This window comes from Leifsonia poae, from assembly GCF_020009625.1.
Lineage (GTDB): Bacteria > Actinomycetota > Actinomycetes > Actinomycetales > Microbacteriaceae > Leifsonia > Leifsonia poae_A.
The window spans coordinates 3,580,240-3,593,690 of sequence record NZ_JAIHLP010000002.1; the positions used below are offsets into that span (position 1 = coordinate 3,580,240).

The following is a 13,451-nucleotide window of genomic DNA, read 5'->3' on the forward strand; positions in this document are numbered from 1 at the left end:
CGTAGAGGGGGCATCAGGGGTTCGCGGTAAGCCGAGGTGGCTACTTCACGCCGCGGATTCTCCAGGTGGTCACGGCGGCTCCGAGAGCGAGCACCCCGCCTGCGACGAAGAGCGCGGAGTAATTCCCGCCGCCGCCGATCATGATGATCAGGGGCGCGATGATCGGAGCGATGACTCCGGGGATCCCTGACGACAGGTAGTAGATGCTCATGTACTTGCCCGCCTTGTCCTTTTCGGGGAGAAGGTCGGTGGCCATCGCGAGGTCTACCGAGGTGAACGCGCCGGTTCCAGCGCTCAGCAGGACGCCACCGACGACGTACAAGGCCACGTTCGGGGCAGCGGCCACGGTGACGAGACCGGATGCGATCAGGACGGCAGCGACGTAGATGAACGGTTTGCGTCGCTTCAGCTTGTCTGAAAGGAATCCGCCGCCGACGGCGAACGACATCATTGCGAGGAGGCTGATGCCTCCGACGGCCGCAAGCTGCTGTCCGGCTTGCTCGGGAGTGAACCCCAGGCGTTCCAGCAGGAAGTAGAACTGGTAGGTGCTGAAGAAGGTGAATCCGAACTGGAGCAGGAACTTACCCAGCCAGACGAGTGCGAAGTCGGGGTACGTGCGCGGATTGAAGAGGAACCCCTTGAAGATCTCAACGATCGAGGGGACTTTGGTGCCGGCGGGCGCCGGCTCATCCTTGACGGTGACCACGAAGATGATCACCCCGACGGCGAAGACCGCGACGGGCAGGAGGAACAGGAAGACGACGTTCCCCGTGAGGAAGCTGCCAAGGAGGCTCGCACCGACGCCTGCCAGCGACGCAGCGACACCGCCGAGAGCCCCGATCTTTCCGCGTTGCGACGTGGGCACGCGTTCTGCGAGAACCGGGTTGAAGCCGGCGCTGATGACGGCGACCGCGAACTGAGAAATGGTCCATCCGACGATCATCAGCGGGACGTTCGGCGAGAGCGCGATGACAAGCGCGCCGACTCCTGCCAGGATTGCCCCGCCGACGAGCCAGGGGCGACGTCGGCCCCAGCGCAAGCGGGTTCCGTCGCTGAGAACTCCGGCGATCGGGCCGGCGACCAGGCCGATGATCCCTCCGAGGCCCAGCACGAGGCCGAGGCTCGAGTCCTTGTTCGTCGGGTCGACCAGCTGAACCTTGTAGGCCAGGCTGAACAAGGCGGGCATCAGCATCACCAGGTTCAACCCGAAGTAGGTGAACATGTAGACCGCGATGAACCAGCCCCGGACGCGCGGAATGACGTTGTCGTCCGGCTGGGGCCTCGTATCGAGCGCGAACTGGGCGACGGCTTCAGACGCGTCGGCGAGAGTCTGCGCCGGTGACAGCTCGGGTGAAGAGGGTTCGTTTTTCACGGTGGCTCCGTTGGCATCCGGGGGATAAGGATCGGTTCGTTCGGAGTGTGACGGCCGAACGAGACGAAACGATACGCCGCGAATTGTCGCGCGTCAATTTTTTGATTCATTCCGGGGCGTCCAGTTGTTTTCCAGAATTGACGCGCGACAATTTGTTTGGTTTGCTGGTGCCCTACCGCGACCACAGCAACGATTGTCGCCAGAAGAGGACAATGATGACTCCGAACCGATCCGCCTCCAGCGCGACAGTGCATGCCCTCATCAACTGGGAGTTCGAGGCAGCCGGCGATCAGGCCGACCCATCTCGAATCCGTTTGCCCCATGATGCGATGCTCACGGCGGAACGTGGCGACGATGCAGCGGGCGGGGCGGACACGGCGTGGTTCGCCGGCGGAGACTACGTATACCGCACGACATGGACTCCCGATTCCGTGGATACCGGTAAGGACCTGATCCTTCGCTTCGAAGGAGTGCAGGGAGATTCGACGATCTATGTCAACGACGCTCGTGTCGGGATGGTCCGCAGCGGCTACTCGGAGTTCGACTTCCTCATCAACGAGCACGTGGTCTGGGGCGGCCCCAACGAAATACGTGTAGAAGTCGCGCACAGCGCGCAGCCGGCCGAGAGGTGGTACCCGGGATCAGGGCTTTTCCGTCCCGTGCAGATCATCGCCCAGCCAGCGGTGCGACTCTCGCACGACGGAGTCCGTGTGCGGACGCGCGCACTCACAAACCTTCGTGCCGACGTCGACATCGATGTGCAGATCCACAACGCCGCACAGACGGTGAGCGCGTCCGTGACGCTGTTCGCTGAGGGACAGGCTGTCGCAACCGGGGTTCTCGACTCGGGTCACGGGACCATCCCGCTGCGAGTTCCCCGCCCACGCGGCTGGACCGCCGAAGACCCTTTCCTGTACGACCTGGTCATCGACGTTCATCAGGACGGTGGTGTCGTCTCCCGGCACACCGAACGCGTCGGGCTTCGGACGATCACAGTCGATGCCACGTCCGGTCTGCGCATCAATGGGCGCACCGTGCAACTGCGCGGAGCGTGCATCCACCACGACAACGGTCTGCTCGGTGCCGCCTCGCACCGAGCGGCCGAGTTCCGCCGTATCCGGCTGCTCAAGGCGGCCGGCTTCAACGCGATTCGCAGCGCTCACCATCCGATGGGTCGGCATCTTCTCGATGCCTGCGATGAGCTCGGCATGTACGTGCTCGACGAGTTCGTCGACTACTGGTACGTCCGCAAGACCGCTTTCGACCATTCCGCGCGATTCCTGCCTACGTGGCGCGAGGACGCGGACGCACTGATCGCGAAGGACCGTAATCGACCCAGTGTCGTGATGTACGCCATCGGCAACGAGATTCCAGAGACGGCCACACCGGAGGGCGTTTCGCTTGCGCGCGAGATCGCCGACTACTTCCGCGCAGCAGACCCCGACCGCCCCATCACCCTCGCGATCAACCTCTTCCTCAACGCGATGGTTTCCCTGAACGCGTCCCCGTACAAAGAGCGTGAGGACGACAAGTCGATGGCAGGCAGCACCGAGGCCAATGTGATGGTCAATCACATCGGCAAGCTGATGCACTTCGTCGCCCGGTTGCCTGCCGCGGACAAGGCGTCGCGCGACGCGTTCGCTGCGGTCGACGTCGCCGGCTACAACTACGGGCTCGCCCGGTACCGAAAGGACTCCCGCAAGTACCCGGATCGGGTCATCCTCGGTACGGAAACTCTCCCGGGGGACGTCGCATGGGCGTGGGAGCAGGTGCAGAAGTACCCGGCCGTCATCGGAGACTTCGTCTGGACGGGTTGGGAGTACCTCGGAGAGGTCGGCGTCTCCGTGTGGGTGCCGGGAAAGCGTGCCGGATTGTCCAAGCCGTACCCCTACATCATCTCCGGTCCCGGCATGTTCGATCTCGAGGGCCGTCCGGATGCTTCGCTCCGTCTCGCTCAAGCCGCCTGGGGTCGACTCGAAAGTCCTGCCATCGCAGTGCGGCCGCTCGATCGCAGCGGGATTCCCTATGTGCGCTCGGCGTGGCGTGTCACTGACGCTGTCGAAAGCTGGTCGTGGGCGGGCAGCAGCGGGAAGAGCGCCGAGATCGAGGTGTATTCGACTGATGATGAGATCGAACTCGTCCTCAACGGACGCTCGATCGGCCGAAAGGCGGCCGGGAAGCGCGCGAAGTACCTCAGCCGATTTAAGGTTCCCTATGAGCCGGGAACTCTGACGGCGATCGGCTATCGGGCGGGCAAGCCCGTCTCGCGCTCACAGCTACGTTCCGCAAGTGCGGAGCTCGCAGTGACGTTGACTGCGGAGAGCGACACCCTCGTCGGTGACGGAGACGATCTGGCCTTCGTTCACGTCGCCCTGAGCGATCCGAGCGGGGAAACGGAGATGCTGGTCGACGACACCATCCGGGTTGACGTCTCAGGACCAGGAGAACTGGTCGGTTTCGGTACTGCCGCACCGAAGACGGAAGAGTCCTTCCTGGCCCCGTCCGCCACGACCTACCGCGGACGCGCTCTTGCGATCATCCGATCGACCGGCGGCGAGGGAGCGGTGGTCGTGACGGCTCGTTCGGCCGTGCACGGGGTCGCAACGATTGAAATCCCGGTCGTGGCCGCAGCCGAATCGGAACACCGTCCCGACGAGATTCTTGAATCCCCCCTACTGCCGTGAGCAGTTCCAGCCTGACCGGTCACTACAACTTCGGAGATGCAATGAGAGCTGACCAGCCTGACAACGTCCACGACACCAGCCAGATCGCTCACGTTCCGATCGAGCGCAAGGCGCCGCTGCTCACCGGGCAGAACTTCTGGCAGACCGAACCCCTCGACGAGCTCGGGATCCGATCGATCTGGCTCGCCGATGGTCCCTACGGGCTGCGCTACCAGTCCGGCAAGCAAGACAACCTGGCCGTGTTCGCCAGCGATCCAGCCACGTGCTTCCCACCGGGAGTGGCTGTGGGTTCCAGCTGGGACGCCGAGCTCGCCGCGAAACTGGGAGCGGCCCTGGGCCGCGAGGCTGCCTCTATGGGGGTGGACATCGTCCTCGGCCCGGGCGTGAACATCAAGAGATCTCCGCTGTGCGGGCGCAATTTCGAATACTACGCCGAGGACCCACACGTGTCCGGTGTGCTCGGGGCGGCGTTCACTCGCAGTCTCCAGGCAGAAGGGCCCGGTGTATCGGTCAAGCATTTCGCCGCGAACAATCAGGAGACCAATCGGCAGACGATCAGCTCCGAAGTCGACGAACGCACCCTCCGAGAGATCTACCTGCCGGCATTCGAGCGCGTCGTCACAGAGGCGGAGCCGGCGACCGTGATGTCGTCGTACAACAAGATCAACGGCGTCAGCGCATGGGCGAATCGATGGCTGTTGACCGAACTGCTGCGCGACGAGTGGGGATTCCGAGGGGCGGTCATCTCCGATTGGTCCTCCGTCACCGACCGTGTCGCCGCCCTGGAAGCCGGGCTTGACCTCGAGATGCCGAGCGAAGACGCGTCCGTTCAGGCGATCGTCGACGCTGTCCGCGACGGGCGCCTCGATGAAGAGATCGTCGACTCCAGCGTCGCTCGCCTGGCCAGCCTTGCCACGAGGCCGGTTGGGAACTCTACGGCGGTCGACGCCGATGCGCACCACGCCCTGGCGCGGGAGCTGGCTGCCGACTGCGCCGTGCTCCTGCGCAATGAGCACAATGTGCTGCCTATCCCCGGTGGGGTGGACGTCGCGGTCATCGGCGCGTTCGCGAAGGCGCCGCGATATCAGGGAGGTGGAAGTGCACATGTGAACGCCACCCGCGTCGACATCCCGCTCGAGGAGATCGAGGATCTAGCCGCGACGACGGGCAATTCGATCGCCTTCGCGCCCGGGTACACCCTCGACGGAATCCCGAACGAGAGCCTTGTTTCCGACGCTGTCGATGTTGCACGCCGATCGGACATTGCGATCGTCTTCGCTGGGCTCACCGAGGAGAGGGAGTCGGAGGGATTCGATCGTGACTCGTTGGACCTCCCGGCGGACCAGGTCGCCGTGATTCGCAGCGTAGCGGCCGTCGCGCACCGAACGGTCGTGGTGCTCGCGAACGGTGGCATCGTCTCGCTGGAAGGGTGGCACGACGAGGTCGACGCGATCCTCGAGGGATTCGTGCTCGGACAGGGCGGTGGCCGAGCGATCGCAAACATCGTGTTCGGAATCGTCAACCCGTCGGGACGGCTCGCTGAGACGATTCCGCTTCGACTCGAAGACCACCCCTCGTGGATGAACTTCCCGGGGGAGCAAGGGCAGGTGCGATACGGGGAGGGCGTTCTCGTCGGCTACCGGTACTTCGCCACAGCCGGGGCCCCTGTCCGCTACCCATTCGGCCACGGTTTGTCCTACACCACATTCACGACCGGGGCACTCGATGTCGTTGTCACTGGTGTCGACAGCGTCTCGGTGCGAGTTCCGGTGACGAATGTCGGCAGTCGTGCCGGTAAGCACGTCGTCCAGGTCTACGTCGCCACTTCGGCGGGGCCGATCCGCCGACCGGCCCGCGAACTCCGCGGCTTCACGAAGATCCTGCTGCAACCAGGGGAGTCCGAGACCGTGGAGATCGAACTGCCCCGGCGCGCGTTCGCATACTGGGACACGACAATCGGGGAGTGGGTCGTCGCTCCGGGCGACTACCGTATCGAAGTGTGTGCAGACGCCAGTACTGTCGTACAGCACTCGACGATCACCTTCGAGGGGGACCGTCTCGCCGGTGAACTCACCCTGGAGGCTCCGGTCGGCACGTGGTTCGACCACCCCGAGGTCGGACATCGCACCCTTCAGGTTCTCGGATTCGACAAGGTCGAAATTCCTGAGGAGCAACTCATCATGGTTCGCTCCATGACGATGCGGCAGTTCGTCCGGATCTCTGGGCTCGACATCGCCGACGACGCGTTGGAAGACCTGATGCGGGTCACCCGACTCGCCTGAATTCCGTGGCCGCTGAGCGCCGCGCACTGATCCGCCAAGCAAAGGAGTAACCGCATGTCCCGTTCGTTCCCGTCCGACTTCCTCTGGGGCGCCGCGACGGCCGCCCATCAGGTCGAGGGAAACAACCTCAACAGCGACTGGTGGCGCCTTGAGCAGCTCGCTGCCGACTACGGCGTGCAACCGAGCGGCGACGCACTGGACTCCTACCACCGGTACGGGGAGGACATGCGCCTCCTCGCCGAGGCCGGGTACAACGCCTACCGCTTCAGCATCGAATGGTCTCGAATCGAGCCGCTCCCCGGAGTGTTCTCGCGTGCGGAGCTCGCTCACTACCGGCGGATGATCGACACGGCCGTGAGTCTCGGACTGACGCCGGTTGTCACCTTGCACCATTTCAGTCACCCGCTCTGGTTCGAAGAGCGCGGTGCCTGGCTCGCCGAGGACTCGGTAGAAGCGTTCACGCGCTACGTCGAGCAGGCCTGCAGCATCCTGGACGGGGTGGAATGGGTCGTCACCATCAACGAACCGAACGTTCTGGCGATCACTCACGGCGGTCAGCGACAGGTCGCACAGGGCAAGCCGTATCCGATGAACGCGCTTCCGGACCAGGAGATCGGAGATCGATTCATCGAGGCCCACCGCAGCGTGGCGCCGATGATCCGTAAGCTCACCGGCGCGAAGGTCGGCTGGACGGTAGCGAACCAGGCCCTCACCCCGACCCCCGGAAACGAGGAGAAGTTCGCCGAGGTCCGATACCTCATCGAGGACAAGTACCTCGACGTCTCGCGCGACGACGACTTCCTCGGCGTTCAGTCGTACACCAGTCAGCCCGTTGACGCGAACGGAATCGTGCCGCATCCCGAGCACCCTGACAACACGATCATGGGTTGGGCGTACCGGCCTGACGCGCTCGGGATCGCGCTCCGTCACACGAAAGAGGTGGTTGGAGACGTTCCCATCCTCGTGACCGAAAACGGCATCGCTACCGCTGACGACGAGCGCCGCATCGCGTACACGACAGTTGCGTTGAACGACATGGCTGACGCGATCGAGAACGGGATCGACATCCGCGGCTACCTCCACTGGAGCCTTCTCGATAACTTCGAGTGGGGGCACTGGGAGCCCACGTTCGGCCTCATCGCCGTGGATCGCGAGACCTTCGAGCGGCACCCCAAGCCGAGCTTCGCCTGGCTGGGGAAGATCGCCTCCGACAACGCGCTCTGATCGGGAGATCGCGCTCCCAGAGTGGGGCGCGTGTACGAACTCAGGGCGAGCGACGGCAACGTCACTCGCCCTGAGTCGCGCCGCTCTGTACCGCAAACGCGGTAGCCAGGACACCGCGTACGCGGGATGTGCGATTCGGTCGAGCAATTCAGGCTGAGAGGGACCAACTCGACGCGGCCCACAGGTCGCCGACTTACCGGAGTCCCTATGGCAACTCTTCTCTCTCGACTCGGCCGGTTCTCGGCGCGCAATCGCGTAGCCGTGATCGTCGGCTGGATCGTCCTCCTCGGAATTTTCGCTGTCACCGCGCTCACGGGGATGCGTTTCAGCACCGGCACTTTCGACGTCCCCGGAACGCAGTCCTCCAAAGCGCTCGAACTGCTCGACTCGAAGTTCCCTAACCAGCACCCCGACGCGAAGAGCCTGCAGCTCGTCGTCGAGACGCCGGCCGGTGAGGAGATCACATCGGCGCAGGCACGGGAAGACATCGCGACCGCCACGGAACGGATCAGCGGCATCGTTCGAGTGTCGGCAGTCAGTGATCCGTTCGACCCGCAACAGCTCTTCCTCTCCACAGACCTCACCACAGCCGTGATCACAGTTGCTCTCCAGGACGTGAAGGACTCTGACGTTCCGTCCATCGAAACCAAGATGGCCTCGATCGCCGATGACCTTCGTGGCGACGGGTACACGGCGGAGGTGGGCAACACGCTTGAAGGCTCTGTCCCCGAGATTCTCGGTCCTTCCGAGATTGTCGGCGCGGTGATCGCGTTCATCGTGCTGCTCCTCACCTTCGGCTCGCTCGTCGCTGCGGGGGCGAACATGGGCGGCGCTCTCCTGGGCGTCGGCGTGGGCATTCTCGGTGTGCTGGCGGCGTCCGCGCTCTCCCCGATCGGCTCGATCACCCCCATCCTGGCAGTGATGCTCGGCCTGGCCGTCGGCATCGACTACGGCCTGTTCCTCCTCGCTCGGGTGCGACTCGAGCTCCGCAACGGCAAGAACACCGAGGACGCCATCTCCCGAGCCGTGGGAAGTGCGGGGCTTTCCGTCGTCTTCGCGGGAGCCACGGTCGTGGTCGCGCTTGCCGGCCTCACCGTCGTCGGTATCCCGTTCCTCGGCGAGATGGGAATCGCCGCCGCTGCGTCCGTCATCGTCGCCGTCCTCATGGCGGTCACCTTCCTGCCCGCGATCGCATCGTTCGCCGGACGCCGATTGCTTCCCCGGAGGGAGCAGAAGCAGCGCGCGACCGCAACGCAGACGCGTCGGCCGCGCTTCCTCCCCGCCTGGATTTCGACCATCAGGAAGCGGCCCGGGCTGAGTTTCACCGGAGCTGCAGCAGTGCTGATCGTGGTCTCCCTACCGGTCCTCAGCATGGCGACGAGCCTGTCCACACCAGGCGGAGAGGACCCGCACTCCACGCAACGTGCCGCTTACGACCTCATCGCTGAGAAGTTCGGAGCCGGGTCGCAGGACCCTCTCGTCGTCCTCGTCGAAGGTGACCGCCGACCCGTCGGCACGCTCACCAGCGAGGTGGGTGCTCGGATCGCGAAGCTCGACACCGTCTCTTCGGTCATTCCATCCGGCACAAGTGGAGACGGCACTGTTGGACGACTCACGGTGATCTCGGATGCAGGACCCCTGGCCGAGTCGACCAAGGCGCTCGTCCACGCGATCCGCGATGGGGTGGCGCCATCAGGCGCGCACGTGGTGGTGACCGGAGCGACAGCGATCGGCATCGACTCCGACGAACGCCTCCGAGACGCGCTGATCGTCTATGTGGCCATCATCGTCGGGCTCGCGCTGATCCTGCTGATCGTCTTGTTCCGGTCGATTCTGGTGCCGATCATCGCCACCGTGGGATTCCTGCTCTCCCTCGGCGCAGGTCTTGGTACGACGACCGCGGTCTTCCAGTGGGGATGGTTCGACTCCATCGTGCAAGCGCCACAAGGCAACCCCCTCCTGAGCCTCCTCCCTGTGATTCTCACGGGCATCATCTTCGGCTTGGCGATGGACTATCAAGTCTTCCTTGTCTCGAGGATGCGCGAAGCGTATGTTCACGGCGCGAGTCCGCGAGACGCCGTGGTCCACGGGTTCAGAGAATCCGCGGTCGTCGTCGTCGCTGCTGCGGGAATCATGGCGGCGGTTTTCGGGGGCTTCGCGATGAGCCCGTCGTCTCTGGTGGGATCGATCGCGCTCGGGCTGGCGGCGGGCGTCGTGGCTGACGCCTTCATCGTCCGGATGATCATCATGCCCGCGGCTCTTTTCCTCCTCGGGAAGTCGGCATGGTGGATCCCCAACTGGCTGGACCGAATCCTTCCCGTCGTCGACGTCGAGGGCGACTCGCTCTCAGACAAGACGCATGGACCTCTCGTGTCCGTTACCTAAGGTCGTCGAGTGGAATCCGAGTTCGTCGCAGGAGTCGCGCGCCGTCACGGTGCGCGGCTCCTGCCCTCCCTGCGTCGCCCGAGCAGCGTCCCCTGGGAGGGGCTGCTGGATATCGCCGCCGCGATTGCGTTCGTCGCGGCCGGCTACCAGGGCTTCGCGTCGGCCGATGCAGGAGTGGCTCCCGTGCTGCTGGTCATCGCGGCCGCGGTTTGCGTGCGGCGGCGATTCCCGCTCGGCTCGATGATCGCTGCGACCGTGACGAGCGGTTTCGTACTGCTGACTCCGGAGGCCGTAATCGCGGTCTGGACGATGGCGCAGGTGGTCCTCTTCTCGGCGGCCCTCCGGGTGCGTCCACGCGTGGTCATCGCCTTCGCGGCGGTGCATGCTGCGGCGCTCTACGTCGGAGCGCTGGTGACGTTCGGAGAATCGCCGTTCTCACCACTCGTCCTCATCACTCCCGTGTGGACACTCGCCGTCACGTCGTTCGGCTTCGCCCTGCGCACGCAGAGATCGTACGTCGCCGCGCTCGAACAACGGGCAGACGACGCGGCCCGCGGCAAGGAAGCCGAGGCGCAGCGTCGTATCGGCGAGGAGCGTCTTCGCATTGCGCGGGACCTGCACGATTCGCTCGCGCACTCGATCGCGGTTGCGGGAATCCACGCCCTTGCAGCTGATGCCACCGTCGATAGTGCGCCCGAGCTCGCTCATCGCTCGCTCCGCCAGATTCACGACACCATGCGCACCACTCAGGCGGAGTTGCAGGGAATCCTCCGGGTTCTTCGGGTCTCAGATGCGGATCGCGTGTCTGAGACGGTTGCCGGTCAGGCAGGGATTCCTGCACTCATCGACTCTTTCCGGGCACTGTTGCAGATCGAATCGACTCTCGAGGACATTCCGGACTTGGACGGCCTAGCCTCAACAGCGCTGTTCCGGCTCGTTCAGGAGGGGCTCACGAATGCGCACAAGCATGGTGCCGGTGAAGCGACTCTTTACCTCACGCACTCGCCCGAGGGGGTACGAATCGTCATCAGCAACCCGATAGACGATGGGCCAACTTTCGATGAGAGCACTGGGTTCGGTCTCATCGGGATGCGCGAGCGTGTGGAAGCAGCAGGCGGACGTCTCACGGTGGCCCGCCAGTTAGGGGTGTTCTCCCTCGTCGGGGAACTTCCCTTCGTCTCACTAACGACAGGCAACAGGGAAGGCGAGCGACCGTGACAGACACGACGACAGTGCTGCTAGCGGACGATCAGGCGCTGATACGCTCCGGGTTGCGCACCCTTCTCGAAGCGTCAGGGGTGCGAGTCGTCGGCGAGGCAGAGGACGGTCGCGAGGCGCACGCGATGGCAAAGGAGCTTCGCCCCTCGGTGGTGCTGATGGACCTGCGCATGCCCGTTCTCGACGGTGTCCTCGCAACGCAGCAGATCCGTGCGGACAGAGCCCTACGCGACGTCCGAATCCTGGTTCTCACCACATTCGACGGCGACCCGGACGTCCTGATGGCGATACGCGCCGGCGCCGATGGATTCCTCAGCAAATCGGCCGATGCCGAGGACCTGATGATGGCTCTCGAGGCGGTGGCGGCCGGGCGGCCGACCCTCTCCGAGGCCGCTTTGCGGGCAGTGATGCGCAACGTCTCGCCCCCAGCAACGAAGTCGGCGGTCGACCCGGAGCTCGAGCGTCGCGTGGGCCTGCTCACACAGCGCGAACGCGAAGTCGTGCGCAGGCTCGCCAGGGGGACCGATCTCATCGAGCTGGCAGGAGACCTGCATATCTCGCCGCACACAGCGAAGACGCACGTGAACCGCGCGATGCTCAAGCTCGGGGCGCGCGATCGCGGACAGCTGGTCGCGATCGCCTATCAGTCGAGCCTCTGCAGCTGAGCGGGGCATCACGGGCGGTGAAGGATTCGGGATCGATCGTCTCCCGTCGCTCAGCCGTTGGACGGCTCGACCGCCGCTATCGCTTGTGCGGGCGCCGTGGGTGAGATGTTCGACGCGAGCGTGTGCTTTCGACTTTTCCGCCCTGTGACGCTGAGGACGCCCAGGCCGACGCCGACCAGCGCGAGGCCTGACCAGCCGGCCGGTCCCACGTTCTCGTTCAGCACGGCTACCGCCAAAATAGAGGCGATCGCCGGTTCGACGAGTGTGAGCGTCGTTGCTGTGCTTGCGCGGATACGAGCCAGACCCACGCCGAACAGCAGATAGCCGCCGAACATCGGAATCAGCGCCATGTAGGCGGCGACTCCCATGTTCATCGGCGACGCGAGGATCGGCGCGCCCGTCACCACGAGAACGGGGATGAGCGCCGCACCCCCGAGCCCGAACACCGAACCCATGACGGCCGATCTCGCAACCCCGGCACGGATCAGCCGATGTACGCACCAGGAGTAGAGGGCGTACGTCGAACCGGCGACGAGTCCCAATACAACGCCCAGAGCGGTCTGGCCCCCGGCGGCCGCGCCGTCTGCACTTCGCGACAAGCACAACAGCACACTTCCGACGATCGTGAGGGTCGACGCAACGATCCATCGTCGCGATAGCGGCACTCTGTCGATGACCAGTTCTAGGACCGCCGATGCGATGGGGGCGGAAGCGATCGAGATGACAGTGCCCACAGCGACCCCTGCCAAGCGCATGGACGAATAGAACGCGAGTGGGTAGATGGCGACCGCCAGCGCTCCCGCGGACAGCATGAGGAGATGCGCACGAAGCTCGCGACGGGCAGCAGCGATGGACGGAGCGGCAATCAGTGCCTGAAGGAGGCCGCCGATGCCCATCGCTGCTGCGCCGATTGCGAGCGGACTGACATCCGGTGTCAGGCTCGCCGCTGTTCCGGTCGTCCCCCAGAGCACACCCGCCAGCAGGACCGCCCCCGCGCCGGCGGCCGACGGCGTCACAACGTTCCGACCAGGCCGAGCGCCAGAGCGCGGGCGGACAGGAGGCGTTGGTCGTTGCCCTCGAGCCCCGCGCGAGCCATCGAACCTTCCAGCACGAACGACAGGTGCTCCGCCATCAGGTCGGCCGTTTCAGCCGAGGTGAGTTGCAGCAGTTGCTCGCGCAGAATCGACTCGACTTCCTCCTTGTGCCTGCGGACTGAGTCGCGCCCTGGGTCTCCGGCTGGTAGCTCTGCTGCGGCATTCAACAGTCCGCAACCACGGAATGCGTGATCGTATGCCGCGGCCGCATGATCGACATACGCGTCGAAAACCGCCACGATCCGTTCACGCGGCGTTACGGCTTCGAGCTCCCTGGCCCGGTAAAGGGCAAGCCATTCCTGGTGACGGGCATCGATATAGGCCGCGACGAGGTCGGCTTTGGAAGCGAAATTGTTGTACAGGCTCATCTTCGCTACGCCCGCCTCAGCGGTGATCGTGTCGATTCCGGTCGCAGCGACCCCATCGAGGTAGAAGCGGCGTGCCGCGGCGGCGAGTATCTTCCCTCGGGCGCCTCGCGACTGACGTTTAGTCGATGTGGTTTCTGCTGCTGACACGGTTCCTCCAAC

9 protein-coding genes are annotated in these 13,451 nt (G+C 64.7%); 6 read left to right on the forward strand and 3 right to left on the reverse strand.

All coding sequences use genetic code 11. The features are described 5' to 3' along the window. Positions 1 to 40 precede the first annotated feature (40 nt). Complete coding sequence (locus tag K5L49_RS17770) at positions 41 to 1,372, reverse strand: MFS transporter (RefSeq protein WP_223694873.1); 1,332 nt, start codon at positions 1,370 to 1,372, stop codon at positions 41 to 43. Positions 1,373 to 1,587: 215 nt separating this feature from the next. On the opposite strand from K5L49_RS17770, the gene K5L49_RS17775 reads away from it, so the two are divergent. From K5L49_RS17775 to K5L49_RS17800, 6 genes are all read left to right on the forward strand, one after another. Beyond that, positions 1,588 to 4,056 (forward strand): glycoside hydrolase family 2 protein, encoded by a 2,469-nt coding sequence (locus K5L49_RS17775; RefSeq protein WP_223694874.1) that lies wholly within the window; start codon positions 1,588 to 1,590, stop codon positions 4,054 to 4,056. A 41-nt stretch (positions 4,057 to 4,097) separates the two neighbouring features. Next, positions 4,098 to 6,338: a beta-glucosidase family protein gene (locus K5L49_RS17780; protein ID WP_223694875.1), complete on the forward strand. Its 2,241-nt coding sequence runs from the start codon at positions 4,098 to 4,100 to the stop codon at positions 6,336 to 6,338. Positions 6,339 to 6,392: 54 nt separating this feature from the next. Next, positions 6,393 to 7,562, forward strand: a complete 1,170-nt coding sequence (locus K5L49_RS17785) for a glycoside hydrolase family 1 protein (RefSeq protein ID WP_223694876.1) — start codon at positions 6,393 to 6,395, stop codon at positions 7,560 to 7,562. 207 nt (positions 7,563 to 7,769) lie between these two features. Then, positions 7,770 to 9,947 (forward strand): MMPL family transporter, encoded by a 2,178-nt coding sequence (locus K5L49_RS17790; protein WP_223694877.1) that lies wholly within the window; start codon positions 7,770 to 7,772, stop codon positions 9,945 to 9,947. Between the two features lie 9 nt (positions 9,948 to 9,956). After that, on the forward strand, positions 9,957 to 11,165 hold the full coding sequence (locus K5L49_RS17795; RefSeq protein WP_223694878.1) for a sensor histidine kinase: 1,209 nt from the start codon (positions 9,957 to 9,959) through the stop codon (positions 11,163 to 11,165). Positions 11,166 to 11,179: 14 nt separating this feature from the next. After that, the gene (locus K5L49_RS17800) at positions 11,180 to 11,830 is read left to right on the forward strand and encodes a response regulator transcription factor (protein ID WP_223695329.1); all 651 of its coding nucleotides are present in this window, start codon (positions 11,180 to 11,182) and stop codon (positions 11,828 to 11,830) included. Between the two features lie 50 nt (positions 11,831 to 11,880). On the opposite strand, the gene K5L49_RS17805 is transcribed toward K5L49_RS17800, so the two are convergent. Together K5L49_RS17805 and K5L49_RS17810 are read right to left on the reverse strand one after the other, a co-directional pair. Continuing rightward, on the reverse strand, positions 11,881 to 12,846 hold the full coding sequence (locus K5L49_RS17805; protein ID WP_223694879.1) for a DMT family transporter: 966 nt from the start codon (positions 12,844 to 12,846) through the stop codon (positions 11,881 to 11,883). Continuing rightward, a complete protein-coding gene (locus tag K5L49_RS17810; protein WP_223694880.1) occupies positions 12,843 to 13,439 on the reverse strand; it encodes a TetR/AcrR family transcriptional regulator in 597 nt (198 codons plus the stop codon). Before K5L49_RS17810 ends, K5L49_RS17805 begins: the two co-directional genes overlap by 4 nt. Between the last annotated feature and the right edge of the window lie 12 nt (positions 13,440 to 13,451).